Below are 19521 nucleotides of genomic sequence, written 5' to 3'. Positions count from 1 at the left end.
GGCCGCCGTGCGTACGAAGTCTTCCGCGGGTGTTCCGTACGCGTTTTCCGCAGTGATTGACAAACGCGAGCGGGTGCTCGCATTCTGGTGAAACACGAGCGACCTCTCGTGTTTGCCATTTTATGGCAACGGCACAGCCATGCCGCCTGCCCGCGTACGCGCGGACCGCGAGGCCCCGGACCAGCACGGTGCGCGAGCAGCACGCACAAAGCGCCTGCCGGGGTGGGGCCGGGGCACGGTTTCACTGTGAAAAGGGGACACCGCAGGATGACCGAAGTCAACGAGCCACCGCGCGTCGGAGGCTGGACCCGGTTCGTGACCGCCCGGCCGCGGCTCGCCCTGCTGGCGGCGCTGGTGCTCACCGTGCTGGCCGTGCTGGCCGGCAGCGGGGCCGCCGACCGGATGAGCAGCGGCGGCTGGGAGGACCCGGACGCGGAATCCACCTACGCGGCCGAGGCCATCGAGCGGGAGTTCCCCGACTCCCAGCCCAACCTCCTGCTGCTCGTCGACGCGGGCGACGCCTCGGTGGACGATCCGGCCGTCGCCGCCGAGGCCGGGCGGCTCGCCGAGCGCCTGGCCGGCGAGGAGGGGATCACCGGCGTCGGCTCCTACTGGCAGACCCGCTCACCCGCCCTGCGCGCCGAGGACGGGCACGAGGCACTGATCGCCGCCCGCATCACGGGCGACGAGACGGCCGTGGGCGAGACCCTGGACCGCATCACACCCCTGTTCCGCGGCGAACAGGGCGTGGTGGAGGTCGGCGTCGGCGGCCCGGTCGCCGTGCGGCACGAGATGCAGACCATCATTCAGGAGGACCTGCTGCGGGCCGAGCTGATCGCCCTGCCCGTGACGCTCGTGCTGCTGGTGATGGTGTTCGGCAGCGCCGTCGCGGCCCTGCTGCCGCTCGGCATCGGCATCGTCGCGATCCTCGGCGCCAACGCGATCCTGCGCGGGCTCACCGAGTTCACCGAGGTGTCGGTGTTCGCGATGAACCTCACCACCGCGCTCGGCCTCGGCCTGGCCATCGACTACGCGCTCTTCATCGTCCGCCGCTTCCGCGAGGAACTGTCCGCCGGAGCCGAACCCCTCACCGCCGTCGGCACCACCCTGCGCACGGCCGGGCGCACGGTGCTCTTCTCCGCCCTCACGGTCGCGGTGTCCCTGGCGGCGATGCTGCTCTTCCCACAGCACTTCCTGCGGTCCTTCGCCTATGCCGGCATCGCCGTGGTGCTGCTGGCCGCGGCGGCGGCGCTCATTCTGCTCCCCGCCGCGCTGATGATCCTCGGCCACCGCGTCGACGCCCTGGACCTGCGCCGCCTGCTGCACCGCAAGCGGCCCGCGAAGGCCGCCGGAGAGGAGGGAGCCGCCTGGGGCCGCATGGCGACGCTCGTGATGCGCCGTGCGCCGTTCTTCGCCCTGGGTACCACGGCCGTGCTGGTCCTGCTCGGACTGCCCTTCCTGGGCGTGAAGTTCGGCACCGCCGACGACCGCCAGCTGCCGTCCACCGCCGCGTCGCGCGTGGTCCAGGACCACATCCGCGAGGGCTTCCCGGGCAGCCCCGGCGGCAGCCTCGGCGTACTCGCCGAGGGCCGCGCCACCGAGGCCCAGTACGCGGCCTACAAGGAGCGCGTCGCCGAACTCCCCGAGGTGGTACGGGTCGACGGGCCGCTGGTGAAGGGCGATACGGCGTACTTCACGGTGCAGCCGAAGGGCGAGGCCGTCGACGACCCCGCCCAGCACCTGGTGGGCGAGCTGCGCGCGGTGGACGCCCCGTTCGACACCCACGTGACGGGCGCGGCGGCCGTGCTGGTCGACTCCAAGGACGCCATAGCCGAACGCTTGCCCGCGGCGGCCCTGTTCATCGTGACCGTCACCCTGTTCCTGGTGTTCCTGCTCACCGGCAGCGTGCTGATACCCGTCCAGGCGGTGCTGCTCAACGCCCTCAGTCTGACCGCCATGTTCGGCGCCGTGGTCTGGGTCTTCCAGGACGGCCATCTCTCCGGCCTGCTCGGCTTCACCAGCCCCGGCTCCGTCGAGACGACCCTCCCGGTCATCATGTTCTGCGTCGCCTTCGGCCTCTCCATGGACTACGGCGTGTTCCTGCTCTCCCGGATCAAGGAGGAGTACGACCGTGGGGGCACCTCCCACGCCCTTAAGGCAGTGGGGGACGGGAACCATGAACAGGCCGTCCGGCACGGCCTGCAGCGCACGGGCGGACTGATCACCGCGGCGGCCGTCATCCTGGCGGTGGTCATGGTCGCGATCGGCACCTCGCGCGTGACCAACACCAAGATGCTGGGCCTGGGCATCGCACTGGCCGTGCTGATGGACGCGATGATCGTCCGCAGCCTCCTGGTCCCCTCGGTCATGCGGCTCACCGGCCGGGCGACCTGGTGGGCCCCGGGCCCGCTGCGCCGGTTCCACGAGCGGTTCGGGCTCAGCGAGGGCGAGTCGGCACCGAAGCACGTCGAGGCCGGGGCAGGGACCGGAGGGGCTGAGTCCGAGTCCGAGTCCCAGTCCGAAACCGAGCCGGCCCGGACGACCGTGTGACCGGACTGAGTGACTGGGCAACTGAGTAACTGGAACGGCTGGAACGACTGAACTACTGTGCCCCACCTGCGTGGTGGGGCACAGCAGTTGCCGTGTGCGGGACGGGGGTCAGGGGCGTGGCCGGTTGCCCGGCCGGGAGGCCACCCAGCGGCGTACGGTGTCCGCGTACCAGTACGGCTTGCCGCTCTCCACATGGTCGGGCGGGGGCAAGAGGCCGTGCTTGCGGTACGAACGGACGGTGTCCGGCTGCACCTTGATGTGCGCCGCGATGTCCTTGTAGGACCACAGACGTCGGTCGGTCATGCGTCGTACCTCCCCGCGAGCACCACGGAGGCGGCCAGGGGTCGGCCGTCAGGGGGAGCCGGGTGCTGCGCTGGCGATCACCAAGCGTTCTGCCCGGTGAACGACGCCGTACGAGGGCGGAGCTGCGTTGTGCGCCGGACGTGACGGAAAGCCCGCGCACATGGGACATGCGTGACACGAGCGGGGTATTTGTGACACAAGTGAAGCAAAGATGTATGTCGCGCCACCGGCGGGCCGGGTTGACCCGCCCCGCCGAGACCCTCGATCTGCCCGGGTTGCCCCTCGGCCCGCGGACCGGCCCGGGCGTGCTCGCCGCGTGGGCCGCGGCCGCGCTACCGGCCGGCGGCTGTGAAGACACCGTCCGGCGGGGCGCCGGCTTGCTGTCTCCCCTGGACGGTTCGTCTGTTCCGGGGACGTAAGGTCAAGATCTCGTCCTTATGTCTGGACAAAGCATTGACAGGGCTTCGCCTCCACGGCTAGAACCGGGGGGAGCCATGTGGGGACGACAACGACGAGGCGACGCCCTCCACGGCGGCAGGAACGACGACACGAACGATGACACGAGCGGCGGCGCGAGTGACGCGACCGCCGTCCCTGCTCCGGGGCGCCCCTGACGGCCCCGGCACCGAACGCCTCCGGCGCGGGCGGCCACTTTGCTTTGGCAGGAGCGAAGTGCGTGCGACGACTCCCCGTCCGCTACGGCCCCGCGCCGGAGGTCTCCGTCCGTCACCGGTCACGGGCGAACGCCTCGCGCCGCCCCGCGTGCCTGCCCGAAAAGCCGGTACCACCCGCCCGGCATGGGCGGCCCCAGGGAGTTCGCGGTGCGGTCGTGTACCACGGACGCGGTACGCGGTGGGGGACGCGTACGCCTGGAGGAGGTGGCGGGGTCGGCCTTCGGGCGGCATCGGGACGCCGGATCGACCCCGTACCGTGGACGCATGGATCTTCGACTGCGCGGACTGCGGTGGCCCACGTCATGGCGGCCCCGGCGGACCGTCGCGGCCGCGGCCGCGGTCGTCGTGCTCGCCGGGGCCGGCACCTGGACCGCCGTCGCCTCCGACGACTCGGCGCCCGCGGTGGACCGGGCCGACCGCGTCATGACGGTGGCCGACGGCGGTGACGGGAGTGACGAGGTGCGCATCGACACCTCGTACTTCACCGCCGGTCCGGCCGGCCGCCGTCCCGCCGTCCTGCTCGGGCACGGCTTCGGTGGCAGCAAGGACGACGTACGGCAGCAGGCCGAGGAGCTCGCGCGCGAGGGGTACGCGGTGCTCACCTGGTCCGCGCGCAGCTTCGGGAAGTCCACCGGGAAGATCGGGCTGAACGACCCGGACGGCGAGGTCGCCGACGTCTCCCGGCTCATCGACTGGCTCGCCGAGCAGCCCGAGGTCGAGCTGGACAAGGACGGCGACCCGCGCCTGGGCATGGCCGGCGCCTCCTACGGCGGCGCCATCGCGCTGCTCACCGCCGGGCACGACGACCGGGTGGACGCCATCGCCCCGGCGATCACCTACTTCGACCTCGCCGAAGCGCTGTTCCCGAACGGCGTGTTCAAGAAGCTGTGGGCGGGCATCTTCGTCAACTCCGGCGGTGGCTGCGAGAAGTTCGAGCCCGCGCTGTGCCGGATGTACGAGCGGGTCGCCGAGTCCGGCGCCCCGGACGCCCAGGCCGTCGCGCTCCTGAAGGAGCGGTCCCCGTCCGCCGTCGCCGACCGCATCGACGTGCCGACGCTGCTGATGCAGGGCCAGTCCGACTCGCTGTTCCCGCTCGGCCACGCCGACGCCGCCGCGCAGGCGATCCGCGCGAACGGCGCCCCGGTCGACGTCGACTGGATCGCCGGCGGGCACGACGGCGGTGAACCGGAGGCGGACCGCGTCCGCGCCCGCACCCGGGCCTGGTTCGACCGGTACCTGAAGGACGACAAGGGCGCCGACACCGGTCCCGCCTTCCGCGTCACCCGCACCGGAGGCGTCGACTCCACCGACGGACGGGCCGTGCTGAGCGGTGCGAGCGCGGACCGCTACCCGGGCCTGACCAGTGGCGGGAAGTCCTTCCCGCTCACCGGACGCGAGCAGAGCTTCGCCAACCCGGCCGGCGCCAGTCCGCCCGCCGTCTCCGCCCTGCCCGGCCTCGGCGGTGCCGGCGGCCTCTCCCAGCTGTCGTCCCTCGGCGTCGGCGTCTCCCTGGACTTCCCCGGCCAGTACGCCCGCTTCGAGTCCGCCCCGGTCACCGGCGACCTGCGGATCACCGGCTCGCCGACCGCCACCGTCCACGTGAAGTCGACCAGTGACGACGCCGTCCTCTTCGGCAAGGTGTACGACGTCGGCCCGGACGGACGGCAGCAGGTACTGCCCTCCCAGCTGGTCGCGCCGATCCGGGTCGAGGACGCCAAGGCGGGCAAGGACGTCACCGTCACGTTCCCGGCCGTCGACCACGAGGTCCGGCAGGGCCACCGCCTGCGGCTCGTCCTCGCCTCCACCGACCTCGGCTACGCCTCCCCGGCCGCCCCGGCGACGTACACGGTCGCCCTGAAGAGCGACCTCACCGTGCCCACCGCGCCCGAGGTGGCCACCGCGGCGGCCCCGCTCCCCTCCTGGGTGTGGTGGCTGCCGCTCGCCGGAGCCGTCGTCGCCCTCGCCCTGGTGCTGAGCGGCCGCCGCCGCACGACGGCCACGCCCCCCGATCCCGAACTCGCCGGCGTACCGCTGCAGATCACCGGCCTCAGCAAGCGCTACGCCCGGTCCGCCGACCGGTACGCCGTACGGAACCTGTCGTTCCGCGTGGAGAAGGGCCAGGTCCTCGGCCTGCTCGGGCCGAACGGCGCGGGCAAGACCACCACCCTGCGCATGCTGATGGGCCTGATCAAGCCCGACGGCGGCGAGATCCGCGTCTTCGGCCACGCCATCCGGCCCGGCGCGCCGGTGCTGTCCCGGGTCGGCGCCTTCGTCGAGGGCGCGGGCTTCCTCCCGCACCTGTCCGGCCGGGAGAACCTGGAGCTGTACTGGCAGGCCACCGGCCGCCCGCCACAGGACTCCCGCATGGAGGAGGCCCTGGAGATCGCGGGTCTCGGCGACGCTCTCGCCCGCGCGGTGCGCACCTACTCCCAGGGCATGCGCCAGCGCCTCGCCATCGCCCAGGCCATGCTCGGCCTGCCGGACCTGCTCATCCTGGACGAACCCACCAACGGCCTGGACCCGCCCCAGATCCGCGAGATGCGCGAGGTGATGATCCGGTACGCGGCCGCCGGACGCACGGTGATCGTCTCCAGCCATCTGCTCTCCGAGGTCGAGCAGTCCTGCACCCACCTCGTCGTCATGGACCGCGGACAACTGGTCCAGGCAGGTCCGGTGCACGAGATCATCGGCTCCGGCGACACCCTGCTCGTCGGCACCGAGTCCCCCGTGGACGAGCCGCTCGCCGGGAAGGTGGCCGCCCTGCCGGGCGTCGCCTCGGCGGTCCCCACCGACGACGGGCTGCTGGTCCGCCTCGACGCCGACGGCACCGCCGCCCGCCTGGTCACCGAACTGGTCCGGCTGGAAGTTCCGGTGACGTCGGTGGGACCGCACCGCCGCCTCGAAGACGCCTTCCTCACGATGATCGGAGGTTCCGCATGAGCGCGCTCGACGAACGGACCGGGCCCGCCGGGGCCGCCGGCCCCGGACAGCCGGCGAACCCGGCGGAACCGGTGGAGGTGGCCGACGGCTACCGCGCGGGCCGCACGCTGCCGCTACGGGTCGAACTGGTCCGGCAGCTGAAGCGCCGCCGCACCCTCGTCATGGGCGCGATCCTCGCCGCCCTGCCGTTCGTGCTGGCCGTCGCCTTCGCCATCGGAGGCGAGCCGGAGGGCCGCGAGGGCCGGGTGACCCTGATGGACACGGCCACCGCGTCCGGCGCCAACTTCGCCGCGGTGAACCTGTTCGTCTCGGCCGGTTTCCTCCTCGTCATCCCCGTCGCCCTGTTCTGCGGGGACACGGTCGCCTCGGAGGCCGGCTGGTCCTCGCTGCGCTATCTCCTCGCCGCCCCGGTACCGAGGATGCGGCTGCTGTGGTCCAAGCTCGTCGTCGGCCTGGGGCTCAGCCTCGCCGCGATGGTGCTGCTGCCGGTGGTCGCGCTCCTCGTCGGCACGGCCGCCTACGGCTGGGGCCCGCTGCAGATCCCCACCGGCGGTTCGCTCGACCCCGCGACGGCGGCGCAGCGGCTCGTGGTGGTCGTGGCGTACCTCTTCGTGTCCCAACTGGTCACCGCCGGGCTCGCGTTCTGGCTGTCGACCCGCACCGACGCCCCGCTGGGCGCGGTCGGCGGCGCGGTCGGCCTGACCATCGTCGGCAACGTCCTGGACGCGGTGACCGCCCTCGGGGACTGGCGTCACTTCCTGCCCGCGCACTGGCAGTTCGCCTGGGCCGACGCCGTCCAGCCGACCCCGCAGTGGTCCGGCATGATCCAGGGCACCGCGGTCTCGGTGACGTACGCACTCGTGCTGTTCGCACTGGCCTTCCGCGGCTTCGCCCGCAAGGACGTGGTGTCGTAGGTCACCGGAGGGTCACCCACCGGTCTCGGCGGGCCCGTCCCGTGCCCGCTTCGAGACCCATCCGCAACGCCCCGTAGCGCACGTTCCGCCCCGCCCCGCCGCGGCGTCACAGTCGCAGAAGGCGACGCCAACGGCGCGAGGGGGAACGGACGATGAAGCGGACTACCCGACGCACGCCGCACGGCACGGTGCGGGGCACGGCGTACAGCACCACGCACAGCACCACGCGCCGGCGGGGCGCACGGACACGGCACGGGACGCGACGGCTCCGCGCCGCGCTGGTCGCGCTCACGGCGGCAAGGCGTCCGACTCCTCGTACGAGGGCGGGGGCGGGCCCGGGGGAGGGGCCGGGGACGGGAACGGTGACGCGGCCCCGCTCCCCGCTCCCCGCTCCCCGCTCCCCGCTCCCCGCTCCCCGCTCCCCGCTCCCCGCTCCCCGCGCCCGACGGCCCCCGCGCCCGACGGCCCCCGCGGCCCGGACGGACAGCGCGAGGACGGACAGCGCGAGGGGGAGCAGGACGGACGGCGGGACATCGCGCCGGACCCCGACTACCTGTCCGCCTTCACCCTCGACGTCGACACCGCCTCCTACGGCTACGCCCGCCGCACCCTCTCCGAGGGCCGGCTGCCCGACCCGTCGACGGTCCGGCCCGAGGAGTTCGTCAACAGCTTCCGGCAGGACTACGAACGCCCGGACGGCAACGGCTTCACGGTCACCGTCGACGGCGCCCGCACCGACGCGGCCGGGGCCCCGGACGACGTCGTCCTGCGTCGCGAGCGGCACGGCGGCCGGCACCCGGTCGCGGCGGTGGCCTTCGCCCAGGAGGTCAAACGCCAGGCGGCGCAGGCGGCGTACGCACAGGAGATCGAGAAGCTGCACCTCTGACGGGGTGTGCCGCCAACCGGGTGAACTTGCGCAACCGTTTCCCGTGCGTCGGGTTACTGAAGCAGTAGGGCATGCGACGCCACGAGAAAGGAACGCACTGTGCTGCTCCGTCCGCGGTACACGGGCTTGTCCCGCAGGCATTCCCGCCTGTGAGTCGGGGCGAACACGGGAGCCGCTGCCGACGCCGAGTCTGCCGCCGTCGGACCTCCGGGTGTTCTTCTCGACGCATAGCACGCTGTGGCGTCCGACGCACCGGCCTCTCGGCTCCGCCATGGCCGACTTCGGACGTCGATTTTCGTGCCCGGGCCGGCTTTCCACCTTCAAGCAGGAAGACCACGACATTGCGACAGACCCTGAGCAGGGGAGCGTTCGCGGCGGCCGCCGCCACGGGCATCCTCTCCCTGTACGGCGCCCCCGCCCTCGCTGACACGTACGCGGAGGGAGCCGCCACGAACTCTCCCGGCGTGCTGTCCGGGAACAACGTCCAGGCGCCGATCGAGGTGCCGGTGAACGTGTGCGGCAACACCATCGGCGCGGCCTCCGTACTCAACGAGGCGTCCGGCAACACGTGCGTCAACGACTCGCACGAGGAAGACAGGTCCGGGCAGCGCGCGTCCACACCTTCGCAGGGCCGCTCCGGCGGTGGTGGCGCGTACGCGGGGGGAGTCGCCAAGGACTCTCCCGGCGTGCTGTCCGGGAACAACGTCCAGGCGCCGGTCCACGTGCCGGTGAACGCGTGCGGCAACACCGTCGACGTGGTCGGGGCGCTCAACGAAGCCTCCGGCAACACGTGCGTCAACGGCTCGCACCAGGACGACAGGTCCGGGCACCGCGCGTCCGGCACCTCGCAGGGCCGCTCCGGCGGTGGTGGCGCGTACGCGGGGGGAGTCGCCAAGGACTCTCCCGGCGTGCTGTCCGGGAACCTCATCCAGCTCCCGATCCACGCCCCGGTGAACGCGTGCGGCAACACCATCGGTGTGATCGGGGTGCTCAATTCCGCCTACGGCAACGACTGCGGCAACGGATACACGCCGCACGAGCCGCACGAGCCGCACGAGCCCGGCTACGGGCCCGAGGACGAGACCCCGTCGTCCCCGCCCGTCCGTACGCACACCCCGCCTCCCACGCCCGTGACGTACACGCCGCCCGAGGCCACCGGCGAAGAGCCGCCCCACCTGGCCGAGACCGGCAGTGACAACATGCTGCTGGCCTCGGGCGCCGGTGCGACCCTGCTCGTGGGCGGGGCGCTGCTGTACCGCCGGGGGCGCGCAGCCGCCCGCCGGTAGCGGTTGCCAGGTGCCGGACCCCCCCGTCCGGCTCCTGCGGCCCTGTCGGCCGCGCACGCCCCCGGACCGATCCGGGCCACCCTTCGAGGTGGCCCGCATCGGTCCGGGGGCACCGTGCTGTCCGGGACGGGCCGCGGTAGGGAACGGGACGGGCCGCTGACGGCTGGTCCGCCGTCAGCGGCCCGGAAGGGTCCCGCGGGACGCCGCGTCAGCCGCTCACCGGCGCCGGAGACTCGGTTCGGCTGCTGCCCGACGGGACGGGGACCGTCGCCCCGCGCGGCGGAGTCGCCCTGAGCCGTCGGCGCACCCCCTGGACGAGGGTGGGCGCCGTGAACGTCGCACCGTGGACGAAGCGCATGGCCGGACCGAAACCGGAGGCGGTCGCCAGGCCCGCGAGGAACAGGCCGGGGTGGGACGACTCGAAGCCGCGCCCGGTCGCCGGGGAGCCGTCGGGCAGGACCGCGAGCGCCCCGCGCAGTTCGGCGGAGAGCATGCCGAGCCGGTCGGGCTGCGCCCGGAACCCCGTGGCCGCGATGACGTGCTCGGTCTCCAGGGCGCCCGCGGTGCCCTCGCGGTTCACCGTGTCCAGCCGTACCCCGCCCGGCACCGCGCAGGCCGCGGTGACCTCGTGGCCCGGCATCAGTTGCACCGCGCGCTCCACCCTCTCCCGCACCCACCACGCCCCCGCCGGACCCAGTGCCGTCCCCGCGATGCGGGCCCGGGTCGGCTGCGGCAGCCGCCGGAAGAGGCCGGGACGCTCCGAGTAGAACCAGTTCCGCCAGCCGGGGCCGAGACCGCTGTGCGGGGAGCGGACCGACTGCCACCAGGGGCGCTCCCAGGGCGGCGGAACATCGTTCCACACCAGCCGCTCCGCCCGTGCCAGCACCCGTACCCGCGTGCCCTGTTCGGCGAGCAGCGCCGCGGTCTCCAGGGCTGCCTGGCCGCCGCCGATCACCGTGACGTCCTTGCCGCGGAACTGGTCGAGGCCGCTGTGGTGGCTGCTGTGCGTCACCAGTGACGGGTGCAGCCCGCGCAGGGCCGCCGGGACCTCGATGAACGGCATCACTCCGACCGCCAGCGCCACCGTCCGCGCCTGCAGCATCTCCCCGTCCGAGGTCACCACCGTGAAGCCGTCAGGACCTGACGACACCCGGGTCACCATTCGCTCGTCCACGTCCGGCACGGCGTGGCGCGCGAACCACAGGCCGTACGAAGCGAACTCCTCCACCGGAATCGGCTCGGCGTGACGTGCCGTCAGCCCCTGTTCCTCGCAGTACGCGGCCAGGCTCCACCGCCCGCCCGGATCCGAGAGGTTGGACGCCCAGGGCTCCGACTTCAGGAACATGCCGCCGGGCATGTGGTCCCGCCAGGACGCCATGGGCCGGCCGAACACGCGCAGGCGCAGCCCGGCGGCCGCGGCGTGGGACGCGATCGACAGACCGTACGGACCGGCGCCGACCACCAGGAGGTCGTACATCATCAGCTGCTCGCTTTCTCGTTGTCGGTCAGGGAGGGGGAGGCCGCCCGGGGGATCATGGGGGGCGGCGCCGCCACGCCGCCGCCCAGCCGCTCCCGCAGCCGGCCGGACACATGTCGGGCCCACAAGGACCACATCGCCCGTCCGGGACCCCGGTCGTCCGGGGCGTACCAGGCCAGTTCGCGTCCGCCCGGCGCCGCACGCAGCACGGCGAGCGGCGCGTAGTTCTCCACCACGAAAGCCCGCCCTGCCACCGGGCCCCCGTCCGGCAGCGGACGGCCCGTCAGGTCCAGGTGCAGGGCGCGTACGACGTCCAGTCCGGCCCTGTCCTCGAAGAGCCGGAACTGGGCGCCGGGGCGCGGGTTGAAGTCGAGCAGGTGGTAACGGCCCGGCGCGGGGCAGCGGCGGAAGTCGAGGTCGAAGACGCCGCGGTAGCCCAGTTCGCCGGTGAGCCGTTCGGCCAGGGCCCGCACCTGCGGGTTGGGCACCCAACTGCCCACCGCGGTCAGCCCCGCGCCCCGCGGCCAGGCCAGCCGCTTGACGCCCGGTCCGCCGGCGCGCACGACACCCGAGTGGTCGGCGTAGCCGTGGAAGAACCAGTCCCGGTTCGGGCCCGGCGGCAGATACGCCTGCAGCAGGAGCGGGCTGCCCGCCTCCTCGCTGCGCAGGTACAGCTCCCGGGCCTGCTGCGCGGAGCGCACCAGCAGCGTGCTGCGCAGCCCGCTGCCGGCCGGCAGCAGCCAGGGCCGGCTCCACTTCGCCACCACCGGCAGCCCGAGCCGCGTCGCGTCGGCGGCGGCCCGCTCCGGGCTGTCGGGGATGAGTGTCTTCGGGTGCGGAAGGTCCGCGGACGCGCACACGGCAGCCAGTTCCGCCTTGTCGGCGACGCGTTCGGGCAGCGTGCCCGGCATCGCCGGCAGCAGGTAGGAGGGGGCGAGAGCGTCCCGCAGACGTCCCGCGGCGATCGCGCTCGCGTCGTCCATCGGGACCAGGACGGCAGGACGCGCGATCCGCTCGGCGACACGGCGCAGCACGGCGAGGATGTCGTCCGCGGACGCTCCGGGCAGCGGCGGGGTGTGCAGCCGGTGCACATAGCGTGAGCTGCGCACGGGACTTCGGGACTCGTCGGCGACGACATGCACCTCCACTCCCGCCCTGCCCAGCGAACGCACGGCCCCCAGCGTTCCGTGGTGGAAGGGATTCCGGTCGACCCGCAGAATCACGGCGGGGACACGGGTGTCGAGCAGCGGCACGGATTATCTCTTTCTTTTTGAGTTCGCTCACCCGCACGGGCGAGCATGGCACTCGAAAGCCGCAGTGGCGGTGGCGCCACGGAAATTCCTGTGGCTGAATTCCGGATGACTGTTCGTCAATAACGAGTCCAGAGGCAGAAGATCAGAAGCTCGGAAGTTCAAAAGGCCGGAAACGAGAGCGAAGACAGGAGCAGGAATGGCCCCACAGGACGAACGTGTCCGGGTCCGCGGACTGGTCGTGGGCGCGGTGGCGATGGCCGTGTCGGCCGCCCTGCTGTCCGGTTCCGCGGCGGGGGTGGGGGGCACCGGCGATGCTCGCGTTCCGGCGCCGGATCCGACGGCGTCCGCGGCCACTTTCCCGGACCTCGTACAGCGGCCTGCCCCCGTACCGCCGGTCCCGGCGCCGCCGGCCACCGCCCCGCCTATCCCGGTCATCAGGCCCCCGGCCGTCCCGGTGCCGGGCACGAAGGGCCCGCCCTTCGGTGTCTTCCTCGGCTCCGACGAGCGGGGCATGGCCCGGCTGGAGCAGTTCAGCCACTGGCTGGGCGGCGCCGAACTCCGGGTCGGCCATACCTACCTGCCCGGCAACCACTGGAGCGACATCGAGGGCGACGTCCACTTCCTCGAGTCGTGGGCGCGCTGGCGCAACGAGAAGGACGACCGGATGCTCGTCCTCAACGTGCCCCTGCACGAACGCAACGAGGAGGGTGTCCCGGACCACGAGGTCCGGGAGCTGTTGCGGCGGGGCGCGGCCGGGGAGTTCGACCACCACTTCCGCGCGCTGGCCGAACGGCTGGTCCGGCTGAAGGTGCCGGACGCGATCCTCGTGCTCGGCTGGGAGATGAACGGCGTCACCTACACCCATCGGTGCGGACCGGACCCGGAGTCCTGGAAGACGTACTGGAACAGGATCGTCACCACCATGCGTGCGGTGCCGGGTCAGAAGTTCCGGTTCGACTTCACGCCGAGCCGCGGCCGGGACGCCGTTCCCTGGACGCAGTGCTACCCGGGGGACGACACGGTCGACATCATCGGCATGGACTCCTACGACCAGCCGGCCGGCATGCCCTTCGACGAACAGGTCGAGGAGCCCTACGGACTTCGGGCACACGTGGATTTCGCGAAAGCCCACGGCAAACCCGTCTCCTATCCCGAATGGGGGCTTTTCCGTAACAGCGACAATTCCGATTACATGCGGCGCATGCTCGCCTGGATGGACAAGCACAAGCCGCTGTACAACACGCTGACCGACTACTGCCCGCACGGTGTGTGGCGGTGCGACCGGAACCCGGCCTCGTCCCGGGTCTACCGGTCCGTCCTCTTCGGCCGCAACGGCGCGGTGCCCCCGATGCTCACCCCCGTGCCACCCGTGCCATCCGTGCCGCCGCCCGAGGAGAACTGCTCGCCGCTGGATCTGGGCAGCAGAGTCGAGTTCTGGCTCGGCGGGAAGTTCTGCCTCCGCTTCGACTGGTGAGCGCGCACCCGCCGTAGCGGTCGCCGGCCCGGCCGGGGTCACCGTCGTCACCGCCGTCCGCGTACGTCGGCGGCGGTGGCGGGGCCGGGCACCGAGGCGACGGGGACGGGGGCGTCGTCCCCGCCGGTCCGCCGCGGCCGGGCCAGCAGGGCCAGACCGCCCAGCAGTCCGCCCGCGCTCGCCCCCACCAGAGCGGTCAAGGCCGTTGAGGCGGACGTCGGTTTGCTCGGCTTCACCGCACGCGAGAACTGCACGAGCCGGACCTGGGTGCTGCTTTCGGCCTCCTCCGCGTGCTGCGTCAGCGCGCGGGAGACCGCGTTGGCCATGTCGACGGCGAGGTCGGGGCGTGAGGAGGTGGCCGAGACGGCGACCATCGGCGCGTCCGGCGAGGTCGCCGTGCGCACGCTGTCCTGCAGGGTCCGCACCGGCACGCCCGCCCGCACCTGCGCGTCCCCGAGTACCGCGAGCTGCGTGGCCACCCGTCCGTACGCCTGCGCGAAACCGCGGGCGGATTCCGGGGTGGACCTCGCGGTCGGCACGGCGACGACGTAGCTGGTGGCCGTGTAGGTCGTGGAGGTGAGCAGGCCGTACGCGCCGCCGGACAGGCAGCCCACGAGGGTGCCGGCCGCGATCACGGACCAGGCCGGCACCCTCCTGGCACGGGCCAGGAACAGACGGAGCCGGCGGGTCGGAGTGTCGGTCATGAGGAGCTTGCTCCCAAAGAAGAGGAGAGGGACGACGACGAACGGGAGACAGCTGCCGTGTACACGTCCATGAGACGGTCGGTGCTGCGGGTGATGCTGTAGCGGTGCGCGACCTCCGGGGCGGTGCGTGGCAAGGGGCCCGCCGCCCGGACCTCGGCGATCGCCCGCGCGTACGCCTCGGGGCCGCCCCGCACACGCCGGGCGCCGGCCCCGGCCGGCGGCAGGTCCTCGATCGCCGGGCAGGAGGCGTAGACCACGGGCAGGCCCGACGCCAGCGCCTCCACGACCGCCAGGCCGAAGGCCTCCTCCAGGGACGGGGACGCCAGCACGTCCATCGCCGAGGTGAGCGACGGCAGGTCGGGGCCCGGCGAGCCGTCCGCGGCGTAGGGACACTCGCCGGTGAACAGGACCCGGTCGGCCACCTCGGCCTCACGGGCGGTGCGGCGCAGGGCGTGCTCCTCGGGGCCGCCGCCCACCAGCAGCAGCCAGTGGTCGTCCGGGAGCCGGGCGAGCGCCCGGACCAGGACGTCGAACCGCTTCCCGGGGACGAGCCGGCCGACACCGCCCACGACGAAAGCGCCTTCCGGCAGACCGAGACGGCGGCGGGTGTGCGCGCGCCGCTCCGCCTCGAAACGGAAGCGTTCCAGGTCGATGCCGTTCGGGACGACCTCGATACGGGGAGCGGGCACGCCCCAGCGCTTCAGGCGGTCGGCCACCGCCGGGGACACGGCGACCGTCGCCGCACCGAGCCGCTCGCTGGAGACGTACAGCGCGCGCACCCCCGCCGTCAGCGGGCGGCCCTCCATCTGCGAGTCGCCCAGGGAGTGCTCGGTGGCGACGACCGCGCGGACCCCGGCGAGACGCGCGGCGAGCCGGCCGTAGACGCAGGCCCGGTACAGGTGTGTGTGCACCAGGCCGTAACCGCCCGAGCGGATCAGCCGGACCAGCCGCGGGAGCGCGGTCACGTCACGGTTGCCGCCCATGCCCAGATGAGTGACGCGGACACCGTCGGCGGCCAGGCCCTCGGCGACCGCACCGGGGTTGGTGAGCGTCACGACGTCGCAGTCGACGGGCAGATGACGCAGCAGCAGACGCAACTGCTGCTCGGCCCCGCCGACACCGAGGCCGGTGATGATGTGCAGAGCCCTCATCTCACACGCCCTCCACCGGGCGCCGGCGCAGCCGGTGCAGCCGGTACTTGAGACGCAGGCGCCACGCCGTGTCGTTCTGGCCGATGTGCACGCGCGGCAGGGCGTGCGGGCCGGTCAGCGGGCCGGGGTCGATGGCGCAGGCGTAGGCGTAGCCCGCCTCCCGCACGGCCCGCACGGCGCGGGCGTCGACCGTGCCGTACGGGTAGCAGAAGCCGTCGACCCGGGCGCCGGTCAACTCCGCCAGCCGCTCGCGGCTTTCGGCCACCTCGGTCTTGAGAGCGAGGTCGTCCGCCCGGGTGAGATCGATGTGGGTCAGCCCGTGCGAGCCGATCTCCACGCCCTCGGCCGCCACGTACCGGATGCCGGACGCGGTCAGCAGCGGCTTGCGCGGGCCGAGCGGGTCCCAGGCGTTGTCGCCGCCGAGCCGGCCGGGCAGGACGAAGAGCGTGGCGCCGCAGTCCCAACGGCGCAGCAACGGCAGGGCATGGGTGACGAAGTCGGCGTACCCGTCGTCGAACGTCAGTCCGACCAGGCGTCGCCCGTCGCCCCGGGCGCGGGCCGCGAGCAGGTCGGCCACGGACACGCCCCGCAGCCCCCGCCGGCGCAGCCAGGCCAGCTGCCCCTCGAGCCTCTCGGGCGTGACCGTGATGCGGTACGGATCGTCCGAGCAGTCACCCACCGAGTGGTACATCGCCACCCACGGGACGGGGCCCGGGGGCGCGGCGGGAAGTCTGCCGGTGCCGAAGGAATCGACGGAATCGAAGGAATCAACGGAAGCGGCCATGAGTGAGCCTTCGTGTGACGGTGCGTACGGAGCGCACTGCGGATGCGGAGCCCTGGACGCCCAGGGCCAGACAGAGCGCGGCGAAGACGCCGGCCACGCTCAGAACGCCGGCCGCGAGACCCGCCACCGGGGACGCGAACCGGCTCGCGGCGAACGCCCCGGCGGCGGTGGCGACGACCGTGGCGAGCACGGGCCTGCTCAGCTCGGCCAGTACCGGCCGGACTCGGAGGGAGAGGCTGTGGGGGCTGCCGCGCCGGGACGCTCGCAGACCGGTCAGCAGCAGGGCGGCCGTGACGGTGATGCCGAACGCGTTGGCGGCGGCGATCCCCGCCACCCCCCAGGGACGCACGGCAACGGCGCCGATCACCGACGTGGCGGTGATGCCCGCGGCCATCACCGCGAGGGGATACCAGCTGGGCCGGCCCGCCGAGAAGTACGAGCGGACCAGCGTCCCCACCAGGGTCTGCCCCAGCAGCCCGAGGGCGTACACGCGCATGACGTCCGCGGTCGCCACGGTGTCGCTCGCGGTGAACGCGCCGCGCTGGAAGAGCAGTTCGATCATCTGCGGGGCGCAGGCGATCACCGCGCCCATGCCCGTCAGCACCACACAGGAGGACAGCACCAGATCCCGCTCCACGCGGTCGCGTGCGCGTTCGGTGTCCCCGTCCGCCAGCGCCCGCGCCACCACGGGGAAGGTGACGGTGCACACCATCAGCGACAGGGTCATCGGGATCTGGGCGACCTTCTGCGCGTAGTTCAGGTGGGAGATGGCCCCGGAGGGCAGGGAGGAGGCGAGGAAGCGTTCGACGAGGACCTGCGACTGGCGGCACAGCGCGAAGAGGAGTACGGCGGCGATCAGGGCGAGCCGTACCGGCCGCTCCTGCGCGTCGCCCGTCGTCCCCTCGACGGCCGGCGTGCGGGACGCCAGCTGCCGCCACAACGAAGGCAGTTGCACCAGCACCATCAGACAGCCGCCCACCGCGACCCCGACCGCCGCGGCGCGCACGCCCCACGTGCGGCCGAGCAGGAACATCGAGGCGATGATGCCGGTGTTGTACGCGACGTAGATCGCCCCGGACGCGACGAAGCAACGGTGTGCCCGCAGGGCGGCGCTGCAGTAGCCGGCGATCCCGAAGGCCAGCAGGCTGATCGCCGTGAGCCGGGTGCAGTCGACGGCCGGCCGGGGGTCGGGCAGGCCCGGTGCGAGGACCTGGACCAGGAAAGGGGCCACGGCGGCGACCAGGGCGGCCGTCGCGGCGAAGGCGAGGCACAACCGGGGCAGCGTGGCGGCGACCAGGGCGCGGACCGGGTCGCCCGGTTCGCCCCGGGCACGTCGGGCCAGCGCCATGCTGAACGCCGGGATCAGCGCGATCGCCAGCCCGTCCTCGATCAGCAGCGTGGCGCCGATCTCCGGCACGGTCCACGCGACCAGGAAGGCGTCCGTGTCGCTGCCGGCGCCGAACAGCCGCGCCAGCGACTGGTCGCGCACCAGACCGAGCAGGGAGCCGGCGATGGACAGCGACGCCGTGACGAGCGCGGCACGGGCGAGGAACTTCCGGGAAGCCGAGGCCGAGGCCGAGGCCGGACCGGTACCGCGCCCGGCGGGCGTGACGGCACGCGCCGCGGGCACGGTTGCCGCCCCGCTGATGTCCCCGTCGGTGTCGGGGGCAGTGTCGGGAGCGGGGCTCTGCGAGGGCACCACCGTCATCGCGCCGCGGCCCCCTCGACACGCTCCGACGCCATGCCCCGCGGCACGGCGTCCTCCCGCTCGCCGCCGGCCAGCGCCCACCACGCCGCGAGCCCCAGGCTCAGGGCGATCAGCATCGTCGAGGGGCCGCCGATGTCGCCGTACATGAAGTCGGTCAGCAGCCAGAGCAGCAGCCCGCAGGCGACGAGCCCACAGTCGAGTCCCGGTCCACGGTCGAGTCCCGGTCCACGGCCGGGTTCCGGTCCACGGTCGGGTTCCGGTCCGTCGCCGCGTGCGCGTGCGCGTCCGCGGGCGCGCAGCAGCCTCCGCGCCCCGCCCACCAGCAGCGCCAGCCAGCCGCCGGCGAGGGCGAGCAGCCCGATCAGGCCCTGCTCGCTCAGCACCAGCAGGTACATGTTGTGCGGCGAGAGCAGCGCCTGCTTCCGGTACTCCGTCCCCGCGCCCGCGATCTCACTGCCCGAGGACAGGGCCAGGGTGGCGTGCCCGTCGCGGTACTCGGGGAAGCCCTTCAGACCCACGCCCGTCAGCGGCTGCTCGCGCCACATGCCGGCGGCGGACGCCCACAGGGCGTACCGGTCCACGACGGACTGGTCGGGAGCGTCGCCGACCTGCGCGATGCTGTCGATCCGCTCCTGCAACTGGGCCGTGCCGATGCCGAACCCGCCGGTCAGGACCACGCCCGCGGCGGCCACGGCCAGGGCCACTTTCAGCGTGCGCCGCAGCCCGGTCAGGACCAACTGCACGGCGCACGTCAGGGCGGTCGCGATCCAGGCACCCCGGCTGAAGGAGAGGGCGAGCGGCAGCAGCAGGGCCACGGCGCATCCGGTGGCCGTCACCCGCTGCCACACGGCTGCCCGGCCCAGCGCGATCCCGACCGCGCACACCAGGCCGAGGGAGACCGCCGTCGCCATGCCCATCACGTCATGGGCGCCGAAGGTGCCGACCGCCCGGACACCCTCGCCCTGGTAGGAGGCGCCGGTCCCGGTGACGTACTGGTGCACGCCGACGGCTCCCTGCCACAGTGCGAGTCCCACGAGCGACCAGGCCAGCACCCGGAAGTCGGTGCGGTCACGGACCAGGATCAGCACGGCCGCCGGGACGAGCACGAAGACCTGCAGATAGCGGCCCAGGCCGGTGAACCCGGCCTCCGGCGAGGACGCCCCCATCGCGGCGAGCGCGAGCCCCACGACCGGCAGGCCCAGCACCACGGCCGCGGTGGGCGACAGCGGACGCCGCCGCTCGCGCAGCAGGCGGATCACGCAGTACACCACCACCAGCCCGGAGACCACGTCCGCGGGCCCCGCTCCGTCGTACGTCAGCGGCAGGGCCAGCAGGGCGGGCAACGCCACCAGGGGCAGCATCGGCACCAGCCCGGCGGCCCGGCGCGGGAGCGGTGCGGGAGCGAGGCTCACGTCGG

Annotated in this window: 13 protein-coding genes and 2 pseudogenes; 7 read left to right on the top strand and 8 right to left on the bottom strand. The window is 73.3% G+C overall.

The window, feature by feature from the left end:
• Positions 1–267: 267 nt before the first annotated feature.
• Entirely contained in the window at positions 268–2550 is a 2283-nt protein-coding gene (locus ACFPZI_RS29200) for an MMPL family transporter (protein ID WP_381369161.1), read from the top strand.
• Between the two features lie 108 nt (positions 2551–2658).
• Here ACFPZI_RS29200 and ACFPZI_RS29195 read toward each other — a convergent pair whose 3' ends face one another.
• Entirely contained in the window at positions 2659–2853 is a 195-nt protein-coding gene (locus ACFPZI_RS29195; RefSeq protein ID WP_381369158.1) for a helix-turn-helix transcriptional regulator, read from the bottom strand.
• 607 nt (positions 2854–3460) lie between these two features.
• On the opposite strand from ACFPZI_RS29195, the pseudogene ACFPZI_RS29190 reads away from it, so the two are divergent.
• The 5 genes and pseudogenes from ACFPZI_RS29190 to ACFPZI_RS29170 all read left to right on the top strand — a co-directional run.
• A pseudogene (locus ACFPZI_RS29190) lies at positions 3461–3610 on the top strand (5-deoxy-glucuronate isomerase); the annotation flags it as partial.
• Between the two features lie 181 nt (positions 3611–3791).
• Entirely contained in the window at positions 3792–6467 is a 2676-nt protein-coding gene (locus tag ACFPZI_RS29185) for an alpha/beta fold hydrolase (protein WP_381369155.1), read from the top strand.
• On the top strand, positions 6464–7381 hold the full coding sequence (locus ACFPZI_RS29180; protein ID WP_381369152.1) for an ABC transporter permease: 918 nt from the start codon (positions 6464–6466) through the stop codon (positions 7379–7381). The genes ACFPZI_RS29185 and ACFPZI_RS29180 overlap by 4 nt, the downstream gene beginning before the upstream one ends.
• Positions 7382–7721: 340 nt before the next feature.
• Positions 7722–8120: pseudogene (locus ACFPZI_RS37280) on the top strand (VWA domain-containing protein); the annotation flags it as partial.
• Positions 8121–8608: 488 nt separating this feature from the next.
• Positions 8609–9553 (top strand): chaplin, encoded by a 945-nt coding sequence (locus tag ACFPZI_RS29170; protein ID WP_381369149.1) that lies wholly within the window; start codon positions 8609–8611, stop codon positions 9551–9553.
• Positions 9554–9761: 208 nt separating this feature from the next.
• Here ACFPZI_RS29170 and ACFPZI_RS29165 read toward each other — a convergent pair whose 3' ends face one another.
• Positions 9762–11030 carry an NAD(P)-binding domain-containing protein gene (locus ACFPZI_RS29165; protein WP_381369488.1) on the bottom strand — a complete coding sequence of 423 codons (1269 nt, stop codon included), beginning with the start codon at positions 11028–11030 and terminating at the stop codon, positions 9762–9764.
• Between the two features lie 2 nt (positions 11031–11032).
• Positions 11033–12283, bottom strand: coding sequence for a carboxylate--amine ligase (locus ACFPZI_RS29160; RefSeq protein WP_381369146.1), 1251 nt, complete (start codon positions 12281–12283; stop codon positions 11033–11035).
• Between the two features lie 196 nt (positions 12284–12479).
• Between ACFPZI_RS29160 and ACFPZI_RS29155 the strand changes: the two genes are divergently transcribed.
• Positions 12480–13757 (top strand): glycoside hydrolase family 26 protein, encoded by a 1278-nt coding sequence (locus ACFPZI_RS29155; protein WP_381369143.1) that lies wholly within the window; start codon positions 12480–12482, stop codon positions 13755–13757.
• 47 nt (positions 13758–13804) lie between these two features.
• On the opposite strand, the gene ACFPZI_RS29150 is transcribed toward ACFPZI_RS29155, so the two are convergent.
• Genes ACFPZI_RS29150 through ACFPZI_RS29130 form a run of 5 tightly spaced genes read right to left on the bottom strand, consistent with a single transcriptional unit; the run spans position 13805 to position 19516 of the window.
• Positions 13805–14461, bottom strand: coding sequence for a YveK family protein (locus ACFPZI_RS29150; protein WP_381369140.1), 657 nt, complete (start codon positions 14459–14461; stop codon positions 13805–13807).
• Positions 14458–15612, bottom strand: coding sequence for a glycosyltransferase (locus tag ACFPZI_RS29145; RefSeq protein WP_381369137.1), 1155 nt, complete (start codon positions 15610–15612; stop codon positions 14458–14460). The genes ACFPZI_RS29150 and ACFPZI_RS29145 overlap by 4 nt, the downstream gene beginning before the upstream one ends.
• 1 nt (position 15613) lies before the next feature.
• Positions 15614–16396 (bottom strand): polysaccharide deacetylase family protein, encoded by a 783-nt coding sequence (locus ACFPZI_RS29140; protein WP_381369134.1) that lies wholly within the window; start codon positions 16394–16396, stop codon positions 15614–15616.
• On the bottom strand, positions 16380–18104 hold the full coding sequence (gene murJ / locus ACFPZI_RS29135) for a murein biosynthesis integral membrane protein MurJ (protein ID WP_381369131.1): 1725 nt from the start codon (positions 18102–18104) through the stop codon (positions 16380–16382). Before murJ ends, ACFPZI_RS29140 begins: the two co-directional genes overlap by 17 nt.
• Positions 18101–19516 (bottom strand): O-antigen ligase family protein, encoded by a 1416-nt coding sequence (locus ACFPZI_RS29130; RefSeq protein WP_381369128.1) that lies wholly within the window; start codon positions 19514–19516, stop codon positions 18101–18103. Before ACFPZI_RS29130 ends, murJ begins: the two co-directional genes overlap by 4 nt.
• Between the last annotated feature and the right edge of the window lie 5 nt (positions 19517–19521).

This window comes from Streptomyces chlorus (genome assembly GCF_042655885.1).
In the GTDB taxonomy this organism is placed as follows: Bacteria; Actinomycetota; Actinomycetes; order Streptomycetales; family Streptomycetaceae; genus Streptomyces; species Streptomyces chlorus.
Note: the sequence above shows the minus strand (reverse complement) of the source record. Positions and strands in the feature narration are given on the sequence as shown.

What these genes read in the sequence shown, in the direction of transcription:
- ACFPZI_RS29150 (WP_381369140.1), bottom strand. Translation starts at nt 14,461, where the DNA reads ATGACCGACACTCCGACCCGCCGGCTCCGTCTGTTCCTGGCCCGTGCC.
- ACFPZI_RS29180 (WP_381369152.1), top strand. Translation starts at nt 6,464, where the DNA reads ATGAGCGCGCTCGACGAACGGACCGGGCCCGCCGGGGCCGCCGGCCCC.
- ACFPZI_RS29200 (WP_381369161.1), top strand. Translation starts at nt 268, where the DNA reads ATGACCGAAGTCAACGAGCCACCGCGCGTCGGAGGCTGGACCCGGTTC.
- ACFPZI_RS29165 (WP_381369488.1), bottom strand. Translation starts at nt 11,030, where the DNA reads ATGTACGACCTCCTGGTGGTCGGCGCCGGTCCGTACGGTCTGTCGATC.
- ACFPZI_RS29155 (WP_381369143.1), top strand. Translation starts at nt 12,480, where the DNA reads ATGGCCCCACAGGACGAACGTGTCCGGGTCCGCGGACTGGTCGTGGGC.
- ACFPZI_RS29145 (WP_381369137.1), bottom strand. Translation starts at nt 15,612, where the DNA reads ATGAGGGCTCTGCACATCATCACCGGCCTCGGTGTCGGCGGGGCCGAG.
- murJ (WP_381369131.1), bottom strand. Translation starts at nt 18,104, where the DNA reads ATGACGGTGGTGCCCTCGCAGAGCCCCGCTCCCGACACTGCCCCCGAC.
- ACFPZI_RS29140 (WP_381369134.1), bottom strand. Translation starts at nt 16,396, where the DNA reads ATGGCCGCTTCCGTTGATTCCTTCGATTCCGTCGATTCCTTCGGCACC.
- ACFPZI_RS29185 (WP_381369155.1), top strand. Translation starts at nt 3,792, where the DNA reads ATGGATCTTCGACTGCGCGGACTGCGGTGGCCCACGTCATGGCGGCCC.
- ACFPZI_RS29195 (WP_381369158.1), bottom strand. Translation starts at nt 2,853, where the DNA reads ATGACCGACCGACGTCTGTGGTCCTACAAGGACATCGCGGCGCACATC.